Here is a 15,343-nt window from a genome sequence, read left to right as displayed (position 1 = left end):
AAGAAAATATAGACGCAAGGAGAACATTATGGCAAAAAAAATTATTGGTATTGACCTAGGTGGTACATCAGTTAAGTTGGCGATTTTGACAACGGAAGGTGAGATTCAAGAAAAATGGTCTATCAAGACCAATATTTTGGATGAGGGAAGTCACATTGTTCCTGATATTATTGACAGTATTCAACAGCGATTTGAAACTCATGGTTTAACCAAGGACGATTTCTTGGGTGTTGGTATGGGTTCGCCTGGTGTGGTTGATAGCGAAGCTGGTACTGTTATCGGTGCCTATAACCTTAACTGGAAAACCTTGCAGTTGGTCAAAGAACAATTTGAGGCTGCCCTTGGTTTGCCATTCTTTATCGATAATGATGCCAACGTAGCAGCCCTCGGTGAGCAGTGGGTTGGTGCTGGTAACAACAATCCAAACGTTGTCTTTATGACCCTTGGAACTGGTGTTGGTGGCGGTGTTATCGCTGCTGGAAACCTCATTCGTGGTGTAAAGGGAGCAGGAGGTGAGTTAGGACACATCACAGTTGACTTTGAAGCTCCGTTTGCTTGTACCTGTGGTAAAAAGGGTTGTTTGGAAACCGTAGCTTCTGCGACAGGTATTGTCAACCTCAGCCGCCGTTATGCAGACCAATACGCAGGCGATGCAAAACTGAAACAAATGATTGATGATGGGCAAGATGTAACGGCTAAGGATGTCTTTGATTTGGCAAAAGAAGGCGATGATTTGGCTTTGATTGTCTACCGCCATTTCTCTGAGTATTTAGGTGTGGCTTGTGCCAATATTGCGGCTGTGCTCAATCCAGCCTACATTGTCCTGGGTGGTGGTGTATCTGCAGCAGGTGACTTCTTGTTAGACGGTGTTCGCAAGGTCTTTGCTGAAAATAGTTTCCCACAAATCAAGGAAAGCACGCAGATTGTCTTGGCAACACGAGGCAATGATGCAGGTGTATTGGGTGCAGCATCACTCGTCTTGAAATAATATCTAAAGCAGGGGGAACTCTGCTTTTTTAGCGTTTTCTTTATCATTGTAAATCAACTACGTAGATGGTTTTGGTTAGGTTATGCGATAAGCAGTAAGAACTGAACATTCAAAAAAAATCTTTTAATATCACTTGAAAAAATCTGAAATATGTAATAAAATGACTATGTAAGTACTGTCTATTTATAGTAACTGACATGATATCATATTAGGAGAAAAATTTATGGAAAAAAAACATAAGTATGGATTTCGAAAACATAAGGCTGTCAAAGGACTTGGAGTGGCACTACTAGGTACAGTTGGCGTCCTTGCAGGTTCATCATTGGTTTCTGCGAATGAGACTACTAATTCTGCAGTAGTGCAAACGAATCGCACGGTAGATGCCACGATTAGTAGAGTAAATTTCAATGATTTAACAGTGGAGCAAAAGGCACGAATTAAATCAGGTAATATTGATGAACAGCTTTCTTGGATCAATCCAGAGACAGGGAATTTTGAGTGGATTACTGGTTTTGTTGCCGTATATAAACCTTCTGGTAGTTGCCAAGTTGTTCCAGTGGATCCTGAGCCGATACAACCAATCCTACCAACCCCACCATCATTAGTTCCACAAATCCCAGTAGTTCCTGGCACGCCACAAGTTCCACAAATCCCAGTTGTTCCTGGTACACCTCAAGTTGAACCACAAGTTCCAGTAGCTCCTGTAGTAACAGTCACACCAAAAGCGGAAACACCTTCAACTGTTGCTCAGACAGTATCGAGGATAACTGGTATTCCTGCGAAATCTGTACAGTCTATTTTGCCAAAAACAGGCTCTGCTAGCTCAAAAACTATTGCTATTGCAGGGTTGGGTATGTTGACATTTGGTGGTTACTTATTGTTTAAGAACCGTAAAACAGGCAAACATGTAGCTATTGCTCTATTGGTTGCAGGAAGTATCGGAGTTTCTACACCGGTTCTCGCCAATTCATCAACCTTCCTTGATTTGGTTGAAAATGTCAAACTGCAATTAAATGCTCGCTTTACTCATACACCTGCAACAGATACTTGTTGGGAATATGTTGGCTATTATCCAGAAATCGCATCTGTACCTGCAGAAACACCTACAAGCCCTAACACTCTACCTTCAGCTGATTTGACAACTGAGACACAGGAGAATAAGGGCAAGGTTACAGTTCACTATGTTGACGAAGAGGGCAATACAATAGCTGCTTCTAAAGAATTGGTAAATGCTGTTGTTTCTACTACTTATCGTACTAAAGTGACTGTAAACGGTGTAGAGGAAATTAAAGAAAATACTGTACCAAATGATCTTGACTATAATGCTGCTGCCCTGAAAGTAAATACCATTGAATCCAACGGTGACACATATGAGTTTGTAGCTGTTAAAGGAAATGAAACTGGCAAAGTAGTAGCTGGCGAGACAGAAGTTACTTATGTTTACCGTAAGGTTGCTCAACCAGTTGTCACTCGTGAAGAGCTTGATCCAATCCAAGAAACCGGTAAGGTTACTGTTCATTATGTCGATGAGGCTGGCAATAAACTAGCAGATTCTAAAGAATTGGTAAATGCCATCATTTCGACAACTTTCCGTACCAAGGTAACCACTGACGGTGTGGAAGAAATTAAAGAAAATACAGTAGCTAGCAATGCTACTTACAACGCGGCCTCAGTTAAGGCAACTAGCTTGGAATACAATGGCGCAACCTATGAGTTTGTGGCTGTTCAAGGTAGTGAAACAGGCAAAGTTGTGGCAGGTGAGACGGAAGTTACTTATGTTTACCGCAAAGTGACTCAACCTGTCGTAACTCGTGAAGAGCTTGATCCAATCCAAGAAACTGGTAAGGTCACAGTTCATTATGTCGATGAGGCTGGCAATAAACTTGCAGATTCGAAAGAATTGGTAAATGCCATCATTTCAACAACCTTCCGTACCAAGGTAACCACTGACGGTGTTGAAGAAATTAAAGAAAACAAAGTAGTTAGCGACGCTACTTATAATGCAACCTCTGTTAAGGCGACTAGCTTGGAATACAATGGCGCAACCTATGAGTTTGTGACTGTTCAAGGTAGTGAAACTGGAAAAGTTGTAGCTGGTGAAAGTAAAGTTACCTATGTTTATCGCAAAGTAACTCAACCTGTCGTAACCCGTAAAGAACTCGAACCCCTTCTTGAAACTGGTACAGTAAATGTACACTTTTCTGATGAGGACGGTAAGGTTCTGGCACCATCAAAAATTCTAGTAAACACGATTGTAAGCTTCACTGAACGGACCGAAACGATTACTGATGGAATCTCAAATATTGAAGAAACCAAGCGTGAAACCAATGCAAGCTACGATGCAACCAATCTAAGACCAGATCGTATCGAGTTTGAAGGTGCATTGTACGAATATATTTCTGTCAATGGAGCGGTATCTGGTAAGGTCTTACCGGGTGAGAACCATGTAACTTACATCTATCGCAAAGTACCGAATACGACTGAAGAGTCAACACAAGAAATCAAGGGTAAAGTTATTACTCGCTATATCGATGAAGTGACAGGTCAAGAAATTCTTCCTGAAACCATTGTAAAAGAAGGGGTTATTGCCCTTGAGAAGACGACGGTAACTAAGGATGCCTTGGGCAATACTGTAGACACCCAAATTTCGAGTACTCCTGCTAGCTTTGACTACAGTACTGAAGCAGATAAGATTGTCAAAGAGGTAGCGATTGCTAAGAAGCGGACTGTTGCAACAAATTGGATTAACCCTGAGACCAAGCAGACTGGGCTTGTTGTAAATAATGCAGCCCAAGGTCTATTAGATAGTTTGACTAGCCGAGTTCGTATCTATTCTCCAAGTAACCCAGGGGATCCTGACAATATTGCTGAAACATTGGATCATGTTCGCAAGGAAGGATTTGATGAATCTTCTCAAAATATTGAAGAAATTGGAAGAGGTAATGATACTACCATATATGGTACGAGGGATTATACAGATTATAGTTATTCCTATACAAGACCATCTAGAGCTATCGTACCTGAAGCTGAATATGAATTCAGTCGTGTAGAAGGGCAAGAAATCGGAAGCAGTAATCAAAAAGTACAGACCATCACCTATTATTACAGGCCAAAAGTTGTAGAAGTTAAACCAATTAACCAAAAAATTGAACCAGAAGTACTACCAGTGGAATCCGTCAAACCTGCCAATACCGTAGAAGAGAGCAAGCGAGATATTACTGGTAAAGTCATTACACGCTATGTAGATGAAAGTACTGGTCAAGAAATTTTGACAGGTTCAACTGTTGCTGAAGGGGTTGTAGCAATCGAAACAACCACCACAACAAAGGACTACAAAGGCAACATAATAGATACCAAGGTGACCACAGAACCAACAGATCTTCAATACGATACGACTGCAGATAGGGATTTAAACAACTCACGGATTGCTACTATGAGGGTTGCGCCGTTAGAAGCTCTTAATACCCTGACAGGTCAAACAAGTCCGATTGAAAACGGAAAAGCAGAAGTTGCGGCAGAAACCTTGGATGTGTATATTCCTCTGACCGATCCTCAGTTGGATGGTAAATTCTTGAGCGACCGCTATGCAAGTGAGAGAGGCTTTGATAGATCAACTGCTCAACTAGTTGAATCCGAAGCTGTCACAATGGATTTAAGCTCAACTGCGCAACAAGCCCTTCTTATCCCTAACATAGTGACGCAAGAAGGTGTTGTTACTCCTGAGCTAGAGATTGCTAATGGTCAAGTCTATTATGTCCAGCACTATGTTTATACCAAACCAGTTGATCTTGAAGAAAACCCTGTGCCGTATGAATTCACCAGGGTTGATACAGCTGAAACTGGTACAGTTGCGGAAGGCGTAACTGTAGTAACTTACTATTACAAACGAGTTAGTCTCTCTGTAGCTCCGCGGTCAAATTCGATAAATATCTACTTTTCACATACAACCGTGAAAGCTTAGAATATCCAAAAGGGAGAACACATGTGACACTATATACCTTGAGAAGTTGGATGTCGGACAAAACGTTTGGCTATGAAACCACACAAGTTTTTCGACAAAACGTATTAAATGACTTGGGTATTGCCAACTACCTTTTGCTCGGAACTCCTTATTCAACGCCATTTTGGAAGGAACAGCTTCAAGCACAAGGCTATAAACTGGATCATGTCATTATCTTACCTCACCTTTATTCGGATATTGACACTTGCCTGCGTTCCTATCAACTAGATGACTTTGAAGCCGATTTAACTAAAAAGCAAATCCTTTGGAAGGATAAGCAAATTTTCTCTCCAACGACAGCTATGTACACAACTGACGAGGGTTACTTTGACCTGAACTTAACTGCTGAAGGAAATATTTTATCCATCATCGAACGGAGTAAAAATTTAGAATTAAAAGCAGTAACCTCAGTTTTTGAAAAGCCGTTTTTTACCAATTTTTCGGATGACAGCTTCTGTTATTACGATAAAAATGGCAATATTGTCCTACAAGGAAGAATTGAAGATAAAGAGTGTTACTATTTTTTCCAAGGTCAGAAATGGACCATGATCGATCTATTTGTGAACTTTTTGTCAGACAGAATTGTTCCTGATCAAGATATTGTCTTAAACGACCAGTTTATTAGCCAGACGTTAGAAACATTTTGTCAAGATCAAGGCATTACCTATCGCTTTATCCTTCATTACAACCATTACTTTTCACAAAAAAATGTCGAAGGCTACAATATTAAACTTGGAAAAGAAATTTTTGTTGCTAGTCCCTACATTATCGAGCCACTGGCTAAAGATGGCATTCAAGCAGAGTTCCTTCCTCCTATTGCCATTCAAGTAGCTCAGCAGCCGCCTAGAGGATTGAAAAGCAATAAACTGCTTCTGGTTGGTAATATATATGATCACAAACGAGTGGCTATGGCAGTCCAGGCTATGAGAGAAGTTCCTGACTTAGAACTTCATATTTATGGAGGACGGGATGAAGTAATTCAAGATTTTAAAAATCAGCACATGATCCCTGACAACGTGATTTTCAAAGGCTTTGTCCCTAGTGGACAAATTCCACGGTCAGATTATTGTGCTTATCTATCTTGCTCCCTCAGTGAAATGTTTGCTAACGCTATGGTAGAATGCCTTGGATTTGGCTTGATACCAATACTTTCCAGGGTTGATTTTGGACATAATCAAGTCTTGGAAGAGTTGGGAATCTACCAACAATGTGGTTTTGATAGTATTGATGATCTTGTTAAAGCCTTGAAAAATCTAGCAAGTTTACCTTTTGAAGACCGGCAGCAATTGTCTAATAAAATTCTTGACTATGCCAACAAATTCAGCTATGCGGAAGTACAAAAGCAGTATAAGCTTGCTTTAGGTTATAACTAAATTGAAAAAAGCAGGGCATCCCCCTGCTTTTTTCAATTCCGCTGTCACACTTTCTTTATATACATATATTGAAAATCGGTTGATAAAAGAGTACAATAATATTGAAAAGAGAAAGGAGTGTTGGTGTATGAAACAAGTAAGTATGCCTAAACTAATTGACTATCTAACTATAGTCGGGCTTTTGATTTTACTGTCTGCCTTTTTCCTTGATTACTGGATTCGTGACTGGTTTTTCCCGTCTAGTTGGGGCTCTGTAGCGACTATGCTGATTTTGCCAATATTTGGGGCGCTCATTCTCATCTTGTCAATCTATTACAAAAAACTTTGGACGGGTATCATCAGTATTCTATTGATCATTTCTTTCCCCTTGTTCTTTGGCTTGGGCTATGTTCTCTTCGGTCCCTAGAAGGAGTTATTTATGAATATGACCCTATTAAGACGGCTAAATATTGTCCTCTATAGCATTGCTGCTTTTCTCATTGCTATGCTATTTTTACCAATAGGCCAGTGGTTTGGTATTTTAAATGTGAATTTTAAGCTGATATTTTATATCATTGCATTTTTAGGACTAGCTACTCTACCAACGGCTATTTATACGAAAAATGTTCGTCAGATATTGTTGAGCGTCACCTTGGTTGCTTTCCATCTTATACTGTTCAGCCTAGTAACATCCCTATCTGGTTTATTCCAACTTGATTTCTTTTCAATTTTTTTCGAATGAGAACTCCGGTGCAAAACTGGAGTTTTTTGCTAGAATTTGCTATACTAAGACCATGACTAAAGCAGATATTATTTTTAAAGAAAATATTCGTAAGATTGTGGAAGAGGGCGTTTTTTCAGAAAATGCTCGTCCACGTTACAAGGATGGAAACGTTGCTAATTCTAAGTATATTACTGGTTCCTTTGCTGAGTATGATTTGTCTAAGGGCGAGTTTCCTATTACCACACTAAGACCAATTCCGATTAAATCAGCCATTAAGGAAATTCTCTGGATTTACCAAGACCAGACCAATGACCTGTCTGTCTTGCAGGAAAAATACGGCGTTCAATATTGGAATGACTGGGAAGTAGATGGAACAGGGACCATCGGTGAACGCTATGGTGCAATTGTGAAAAAACATGACATCATTTCAACAATCCTCAAGCAACTGGAAGAAAATCCCTGGAACCGTCGCAATGTGATTTCTTTGTGGGATTACGAGGCCTTCGACCAATCCGCAGGTCTTTTGCCATGCGCCTTCCAGACCATGTTTGATGTTCGCCGAGTGGACGGAGAGATTTATCTTGATGCAACCCTCACTCAGCGCTCCAATGATATGTTAGTGGCTCACCATATCAACGCCATGCAGTATGTCGCTCTTCAAATGATGATTGCCAAGCATTTTGGCTGGAAGGTTGGGAAGTTTTTCTATTTCATCAACAACCTTCATATCTATGATAATCAGTTTGAACAGGCTGAGGAATTGCTTCGTCGTAGCCCATCGGAAGTTGAGCCACGTTTGGTCCTCAATGTTCCAGATGGTACCAATTTCTTTGATATTAAGGCAGAAGATTTTGAGTTGGTGGATTACAATCCAGTTAAACCGCAACTTAAGTTTGACTTGGCGATTTAACTGGATTAGCAGTAAGAACTTCGTTCCATTACCTCGCTTCTTTAATTATAAGCTCGGGCTGAAACAGTTCCCCGAACTGTTTCACTTTCCAACCTCCAACACTTTGGTAAGGTGTTGGAGCAATTGAAGTTCGATTTAGCGATTTAAGTTAATAAACAGTAGTAAGTAGAGTTTCGTCTATCAAGAATATATAAAATTGAGGAATTGGTTCTAGTTATAAAATTTGCGCTTGGCCTACTTGGTAAGTGCATTTTTTATGAATTTTTGATAGAATGATAGGACGGAAAGTGAGAGAAAATGACAAAAAAGATTGTGGCAATTTGGGCTCAAGATGAAAATGGTTTGATTGGAAAAGGGGATAAATTGCCCTGGTCTTTGCCTGCTGACCTAGCTCATTTTAAAGAAACGACTACTGGTCATGCAATGGTGATGGGGCGTGTGACTTTTGATGGCATGGGAAAACGTGCTCTTCCAAATCGTCATTCCTTGGTACTGACTACCGATAAAAGCTATCAAGTGGAGAGTGATAGGGTTACAGTCCTACACAGTGTAGAAGATGTCCTAGACTGGTATAATCAGCAAGAAAGAACCTTGTTTGTTATTGGTGGTGGTCAAATTTTCACTGCTTTTGCGCCCTACATCGAAGAATTGATTGTAACACATATTCACGGGCAATTTGACGGTGATATTTTCTTTCCAGAAGTTTTTCCAATGGGAGATTTCCAGTTACAAAGTGAACAATTTCGTCCAAAAGATGAAGCCAATCCAGTTGATTTCATCATTAAAAACTATAAAAGAAGAGAGAAATAGGCATGGAGAGAAGTTTATTCGGTTTGTTTACAGCATTTCTATGTGGAATCTGTGTTCTTTGTGCAATTCAAGCCTTTAAAAAGAAAAGATTTGGTTTAGCGATTTTGTTTCTATTGAACGCTTTTACCAATTTAGTCAATAGCATCCATGCTGTATATGGATTTTTGTTTAGATAAGAGATATGAAAGAGGAGATAAATGGCTGTTAAGCATAACCATGAGTTAATTTATTGCTCATTTTGCGGGAAAAATCAAGAAGAAGTTAAAAAAATTATCGCTGGAAACAATGTGTTCATCTGTAATGAATGTGTGGAATTAGCTCAGGAAATCATTCGTGAGGAATTGGCAGAAGAAGTATTAACTGACCTGGCTGACACTCCTAAACCACAGGAATTACTCAATATTTTAAACAATTATGTTATCGGACAAGACCGTGCTAAACGTGCCTTGGCAGTAGCTGTTTACAATCACTACAAGCGTATCAATTTCCAGGATAGCCGTGATGAGAATGATGTTGATCTGCAAAAATCAAACATCCTGATGATTGGTCCGACTGGTTCAGGAAAAACCTTCCTAGCTCAGACCTTGGCTAAAAGTTTGAATGTCCCGTTTGCTATTGCTGATGCGACCGCTCTTACTGAGGCGGGTTATGTTGGTGAAGACGTGGAAAATATCCTTCTTAAACTCTTGCAGGCAGCGGATTTTAACATTGATCGTGCTGAGAGAGGAATTATCTATGTGGACGAAATTGATAAGATTGCCAAGAAAGGTGAAAATGTGTCCATTACCCGCGATGTATCTGGTGAAGGTGTCCAACAGGCTCTTTTGAAAATTATCGAGGGAACGGTTGCCAGTGTTCCACCGCAAGGCGGACGCAAGCATCCTAACCAAGAAATGATCCATGTGGATACCAAAAACATTTTATTCATCGTAGGTGGTGCTTTTGACGGGATTGAGGAAATTGTCAAGCAACGTCTAGGTGAAAAAATCATCGGTTTCGGTCAAAACAATCGTGCCATTGATGAAAAAGATTCTTACATGCAACACATCATTGCTGATGATATTCAAAAATTTGGTATCATTCCAGAATTGATTGGTCGCTTGCCTGTATTTGCAGCTTTAGACCAGTTAACAACTGAGGATTTGGTTCGTATCTTGACGGAGCCTAAGAATGCATTGGTTAAACAATACCAAACCCTCTTATCTTATGATGATGTAGAGTTGGATTTTGACGAGGATGCCTTGTTGGCCATTGCTGAGAAAGCGATTGAGCGGAAAACAGGAGCGCGTGGACTTCGTTCCATTATTGAAGAAACCATGTTGGATGTCATGTTTGAAGTTCCAGGTCAAGATGAAGTCAAACGTGTGCGAGTGACAAAAGCAGCAGTTGATGGTAAGGAAAAACCATTGCTAGAAACTGCCTAAAAAGTATCATTAGGGGTGATAAGCGACTAGCTTTCTCCCCCTTATTTATGAGAGGTAAAGAATGGAAATCAATACACACAATGCTGAAATTCTGCTGAGTGCAGTTTCAAAGGCCCAATACCCAGATGACGATATTCCAGAAATCGCCCTGGCTGGTCGTTCAAATGTAGGAAAATCTTCTTTCATCAATACCTTGCTCGGAAGAAAAAATCTGGCCCGCACTTCAGGAAAACCAGGTAAGACCCAACAGTTAAACTTTTACAATATCGATGACAAAATTCGTTTCGTCGATGTGCCAGGCTATGGCTATGCCAAGGTTTCCAAGGCTGAGCGAGCAAAATGGGGCAAGATGATTGAGGAATACTTGACTAGTCGCGATAATTTACGTGTGGTAGTTAGCTTGGTTGATATGCGCCATGAGCCATCGGCTGACGATGTCCAAATGTATGAGTTTTTAAAATACTATGAAATTCCAGTCATCATCGTTGCGACCAAGGCAGATAAAATTCCACGTGGTAAATGGAACAAGCATGAATCCATTATCAAAAAGAAATTGGATTTCGATAAAAATGATCAGTTTGTCGTCTTTTCATCCGAAACCCGCCATGGTTATGACCAGGCTTGGGATGCTATCCTAAGTGAGATTTAGGAGGTTTTTATGGAACAAACATTTTTCATTATCAAACCTGACGCTATTAAACGTGGACTGGTTGGGCAAATTCTCAGCAGAGTGGAACGTCGTGGATTTGTCATTCGCGACCTAAATATGATGACAGCGACGGAGGACTTGGTCGCTAAACATTATGAGCATTTAACAGACAAACCTTTCTTTCCGCTCTTGGTTGACTACATGACCAGCGGACCAGTCATTGCTGGGATTTTAGAAGGACCTGAAGTCGTCAAATCTTGGCGAGATATGATGGGGGCTACCAATCCAGTCAATGCCTTGCCTGGAACCATTCGAGGAGATTTCGCCACTGCACCAATTGATGGTATTGTGGCAAATGTTGTTCACGGATCTGACAGCATAGAAGCTGCTCACCGTGAAATCGCCTTATGGTTGGGGAAATAGCAGAGCGGACACCTAGTTTCTAGGTGTTTTTCTTATGGCAAGTTCTTAGGATTTTTGATATAATAAAGAGTAATACTCTTGTAGAGGAAGAAACATGAATTTAGAAGAATTGAAAAAACGACAGGAGAAAATCCGTAATTTCTCCATTATTGCCCATATTGACCATGGGAAATCAACTCTGGCTGACCGCATTCTTGAGAAGACAGAAACGGTATCTAGCCGGGAAATGCAGGCTCAGTTGCTCGACAGCATGGACTTGGAGCGTGAGCGAGGGATTACCATCAAATTGAACGCTGTTCAGCTCAATTACAAGGCTAAAGATGGGGAAACCTACATTTTCCACTTGATTGACACGCCAGGACACGTGGACTTTACCTATGAAGTATCTCGTTCTCTTGCAGCTTGTGAAGGAGCAATCTTGGTGGTGGATGCGGCTCAAGGTATTGAAGCACAGACCTTGGCTAACGTTTATCTGGCCTTGGATAATGATTTGGAAATCCTACCAATCATTAACAAGATTGACCTACCAGCAGCAGACCCAGAACGTGTCCGTCAGGAAATTGAAGATGTGATTGGTTTGGACGCCTCAGAAGCTGTACCAACATCGGCTAAGGCAGGTATTGGTATCGAGGAAATCTTGGAGCAAATCGTAGAGAAAGTCCCTGCACCGACTGGTGATGTTGCAGCACCGTTGCAAGCCTTGATTTTTGACTCGGTTTATGATCCTTACCGTGGCGTTATCTTGCAAGTTCGTATCGTTAATGGTGTGGTAAAACCAGGCGATACCATCCAGATGATGAGCAATGGCAAGACTTTCGATGTGACGGAAGTGGGGATTTTCACACCAAAAGCAATTGGTCGTGATTATTTGGCGACTGGTGATGTTGGTTACATTGCAGCCTCTATCAAGACAGTTGCAGATACCCGTGTCGGTGATACGGTGACCTTGGCTGAAAATCCTGCCAGCGAGCCACTAGCGGGCTACAAGCAGATGAACCCAATGGTCTTTGCAGGTATCTATCCGATTGATTCCAACAAATACAATGACCTTCGGGAAGCCTTGGAAAAGCTTCAGCTCAACGATGCCAGCTTGCAGTTTGAACCAGAAACATCGCAGGCACTTGGATTTGGTTTCCGATGTGGATTCTTGGGGCTCTTGCACATGGATGTTATCCAAGAACGAATTGAGCGTGAGTTTAACATTGACCTGATCATGACAGCTCCGTCGGTAGTTTACCATGTAAATATGACAGACGGAGAAATGATTGATGTAGCCAATCCGTCAGAGTTCCCAGACCCAACCAAGATTGCCAACATTGAAGAACCTTACGTTAAAGCACAAATCATGGTACCACAGGAGTATGTCGGTGCAGTTATGGAATTGGCTCAACGCAAACGTGGTGACTTTGTAACCATGGATTACATTGATGATAACCGTGTCAATGTTATTTATCAAATTCCCTTGGCTGAGATTGTCTTTGATTTCTTTGACAAACTCAAGTCCTCAACTCGTGGCTACGCCAGCTTTGACTATGAGATTTCTGAATACCGTTCATCCAAGTTGGTGAAAATGGACATTCTCCTTAATGGTGACAAGGTCGATGCTCTCAGCTTTATCGTCCACAAGGAATTTGCCTACGAACGTGGGAAGCTTATCGTTGATAAGCTCAAGAAAATTATCCCTCGTCAGCAGTTTGAAGTGCCAATCCAGGCAGCTATCGGTCAAAAAATCGTGGCTCGTAGCGACATCAAGGCCCTTCGTAAGAACGTTTTGGCCAAGTGTTATGGTGGTGACGTTTCTCGTAAACGCAAACTCCTGGAAAAACAAAAAGCCGGTAAAAAACGTATGAAAGCTATCGGATCGGTAGAAGTCCCTCAGGAAGCCTTCCTCAGCGTACTCAGCATGGATGAAGATGAGAAGAAATAAAAAGGTCCAGTGTACCTTTTTATCATGAGCTTGCACTTAGGAGGTAGAAACTAATGAAAGCAGACGAGTTTTGGTGGATTTATGAGAAGTGTTTTCGTCGATATGAGGGCCCAGGATTTAGTATTCATCAAACTCCATTAGGTGGAGATTGCGGATATTTTATGAAGGGTGTTTACCAAGACGAAGGCGTATGGAAAGTTGATGAGACCATAGAACGTAGCAGTTATCCTCATACTCGTTCTTTTGATAGTGAGGAAGCGTGTTTTCTCTTTCTTTATCAAGAAGCTAAATCAAATTTGAGCTATGAATTGGCATTTGGACGGCTAAAGAAAAGATAAACTGTTTTGAGAAGGGAGCGCTCACTTCCAACCGACTGATTTTGGACGAGCTTCCTTTTTTGATTTGCAAAATCTTTCCACTCTTTTTAGTCTTCTGTTATTTGTCTATTCTATATAAAAAGTTTTCGAAAATGAACATTATTTTTATGCAAAAAACCTCTCGACTATCCTGATATACTCCCCTTATAGTGGACAGTGAAAAAACAAAAATTTTCACTAGAAACTATAAAGGGACCTTTGAGGAGTTGGTTTCAGATATTGATGGCTACATCTATTTTTACAATAATGAACATTTTCAAGAACACAACAATGGCCTTGCCCCTCTTTGAACGAGGGACAAGGCCATTGTTTAATCTTTTATTATTTCAATGTCCACTATAGGGAGAGTATATCACTGTGCAAGAGTGGGTTTCTGCTTATTTTCGTTTCATTTCGCCGTGTGGGAAGTAAGTTCCTTCTTTCATATCGTTGATAAAGACATGAATGGCTTCTTTTGGTGCATTGGTATTGCGTGATACCACCTCAGTTACTTCACGGGCAAGAGCGATTTTTTGTTCCTCTGTGCGTCCTTCAAACAAATCAATACGTACAAATGGCATATGGTTTCTCCTTTATTTTGCTAGTTTCAGTATAGCATAAATTTCACCTGCTTTCTATAAGTAAACAATTGACATCGCTTACAATTTGTGCTATTCTACACGTACATAGGAGGTGTTGGCTTATGAACTATGTTTATCGTATGGTGTTTTCATTCCTGCTTGCCGGTCTGTTTTTGTATCTAGTGGCAACTGTTTTTGCCAAAAGTGTATGGCAAGGCCCATTATTGATCACATTCTCCTTCTTCAGCTTAATCTATGGATGTGTCATGCTATACAAGTGGAAACCAAAAGTTGCTAAAATTATTTTTGAGTGTGTCGGAAATTTCTTATCATTACCTTGGTCCTAATATCAAACAAGCTCAAATCGGGCTTGTTTTTCTATTTCCTAAATGGTCAAATTATGATAAAATGGAAAGAGTGAAATTTTAAGATTGGAAAGTGAAAAGTGGCTCAATTATACTATAAATATGGGACGATGAATTCTGGTAAAACCATTGAAATTCTTAAAGTTGCCCATAACTATGAAGAGCAGGGTAAGCCTGTCGTCATTATGACTTCTGCCTTGGATACCCGCGATGCCTTTGGTGTTGTTTCAAGTCGTATTGGTATGCGACGTGAAGCAGTAGCAATTGATGATGAGATGGACATCTTTGGTTACATTCAGAAAATGGAACCTCGTCCTTATTGTGTTTTGATTGATGAAGCCCAATTCCTTCGTCGCCACCATGTCTATGACTTGGCACGAGTGGTAGATGAATTGGATGTTCCAGTTATGGCCTTTGGTCTAAAAAATGATTTCCGAAATGAGCTCTTTGAAGGCTCCAAACACTTGTTGCTGTTGGCCGATAAGTTGGATGAGATTAAAACAATCTGCCAATATTGTTCCAAGAAAGCCACTATGGTTTTGCGAACGCAAGATGGTAAACCAACCTATGAAGGCGCTCAAATTCAAATCGGTGGAAATGAAACCTACATCCCAGTTTGCCGCAAGCATTATTTTTCGCCGGAAATTGAGATGTAGCGCAAGTAAACCATCTATCGAAAGAATGAACACATGCTAGAAACTGTGCCTATTTCATGACCTATATATTACAGAAATGAATTGAACACGCCCTACAAGCTGTGTCAAAAAGATAATTTCTCCAAGTGTTTGTAACACTTTGTCGAAATTCCTATTTTGACTGTGCTTGTTTAACGGG

General features: G+C 40.6%; 15 protein-coding genes and 1 pseudogene. 15 read left to right on the top strand and 1 reads right to left on the bottom strand.

Annotated features, from left to right (window positions below; genetic code table 11):
- Positions 1–28 precede the first annotated feature (28 nt).
- The 13 genes and pseudogenes from PW220_RS05450 to PW220_RS10360 all read left to right on the top strand — a co-directional run.
- Positions 29–988 (top strand): ROK family glucokinase, encoded by a 960-nt coding sequence (locus tag PW220_RS05450; RefSeq protein WP_248054115.1) that lies wholly within the window; start codon positions 29–31, stop codon positions 986–988.
- A 223-nt stretch (positions 989–1,211) separates the two neighbouring features.
- Entirely contained in the window at positions 1,212–4,949 is a 3,738-nt protein-coding gene (locus PW220_RS05445) for a MucBP domain-containing protein (RefSeq protein WP_248054117.1), read from the top strand.
- A gap of 23 nt (positions 4,950–4,972) precedes the next feature.
- Entirely contained in the window at positions 4,973–6,361 is a 1,389-nt protein-coding gene (locus PW220_RS05440) for a glycosyltransferase (protein ID WP_248054119.1), read from the top strand.
- A 127-nt stretch (positions 6,362–6,488) separates the two neighbouring features.
- Positions 6,489–6,767, top strand: a complete 279-nt coding sequence (locus tag PW220_RS05435; protein ID WP_248054121.1) for a hypothetical protein — start codon at positions 6,489–6,491, stop codon at positions 6,765–6,767.
- A gap of 12 nt (positions 6,768–6,779) precedes the next feature.
- Positions 6,780–7,082 carry a hypothetical protein gene (locus PW220_RS05430; protein WP_248054127.1) on the top strand — a complete coding sequence of 101 codons (303 nt, stop codon included), beginning with the start codon at positions 6,780–6,782 and terminating at the stop codon, positions 7,080–7,082.
- A gap of 52 nt (positions 7,083–7,134) precedes the next feature.
- A complete protein-coding gene (locus PW220_RS05425; protein WP_248054128.1) occupies positions 7,135–7,974 on the top strand; it encodes a thymidylate synthase in 840 nt (279 codons plus the stop codon).
- 297 nt (positions 7,975–8,271) lie between these two features.
- Positions 8,272–8,784: a dihydrofolate reductase gene (locus PW220_RS05420; protein ID WP_248054130.1), complete on the top strand. Its 513-nt coding sequence runs from the start codon at positions 8,272–8,274 to the stop codon at positions 8,782–8,784.
- A 197-nt stretch (positions 8,785–8,981) separates the two neighbouring features.
- Entirely contained in the window at positions 8,982–10,208 is a 1,227-nt protein-coding gene (gene clpX, locus PW220_RS05415; protein WP_248054132.1) for an ATP-dependent Clp protease ATP-binding subunit ClpX, read from the top strand.
- 61 nt (positions 10,209–10,269) lie between these two features.
- Entirely contained in the window at positions 10,270–10,857 is a 588-nt protein-coding gene (gene yihA / locus PW220_RS05410; protein ID WP_100881361.1) for a ribosome biogenesis GTP-binding protein YihA/YsxC, read from the top strand.
- Between the two features lie 9 nt (positions 10,858–10,866).
- Positions 10,867–11,280: a nucleoside-diphosphate kinase gene (gene ndk, locus PW220_RS05405; protein WP_248054134.1), complete on the top strand. Its 414-nt coding sequence runs from the start codon at positions 10,867–10,869 to the stop codon at positions 11,278–11,280.
- A 94-nt stretch (positions 11,281–11,374) separates the two neighbouring features.
- Complete coding sequence (lepA, locus tag PW220_RS05400) at positions 11,375–13,207, top strand: translation elongation factor 4 (protein WP_248054142.1); 1,833 nt, start codon at positions 11,375–11,377, stop codon at positions 13,205–13,207.
- A 53-nt stretch (positions 13,208–13,260) separates the two neighbouring features.
- Complete coding sequence (locus PW220_RS05395; protein WP_172050830.1) at positions 13,261–13,545, top strand: hypothetical protein; 285 nt, start codon at positions 13,261–13,263, stop codon at positions 13,543–13,545.
- A gap of 230 nt (positions 13,546–13,775) precedes the next feature.
- Positions 13,776–13,874 (top strand): annotated as a pseudogene (locus tag PW220_RS10360) (IS3 family transposase); the annotation flags it as partial.
- A gap of 87 nt (positions 13,875–13,961) precedes the next feature.
- Here PW220_RS10360 and PW220_RS05390 read toward each other — a convergent pair.
- Positions 13,962–14,144: a 4-oxalocrotonate tautomerase gene (locus PW220_RS05390; protein ID WP_024413156.1), complete on the bottom strand. Its 183-nt coding sequence runs from the start codon at positions 14,142–14,144 to the stop codon at positions 13,962–13,964.
- Between the two features lie 122 nt (positions 14,145–14,266).
- On the opposite strand from PW220_RS05390, the gene PW220_RS05385 reads away from it, so the two are divergent.
- Positions 14,267–14,491, top strand: coding sequence for a hypothetical protein (locus PW220_RS05385; RefSeq protein ID WP_248054144.1), 225 nt, complete (start codon positions 14,267–14,269; stop codon positions 14,489–14,491).
- A 98-nt stretch (positions 14,492–14,589) separates the two neighbouring features.
- A complete protein-coding gene (locus PW220_RS05380) occupies positions 14,590–15,165 on the top strand; it encodes a thymidine kinase (RefSeq protein WP_172050828.1) in 576 nt (191 codons plus the stop codon).
- The last annotated feature ends 178 nt before the right edge of the window (positions 15,166–15,343 follow it).

This window comes from Streptococcus sp. 29892 (assembly GCF_032594935.1).
Classification (GTDB): domain Bacteria; phylum Bacillota; class Bacilli; order Lactobacillales; family Streptococcaceae; genus Streptococcus; species Streptococcus hyiners.
This window is presented reverse-complemented; position numbering and strand designations above follow the sequence as displayed.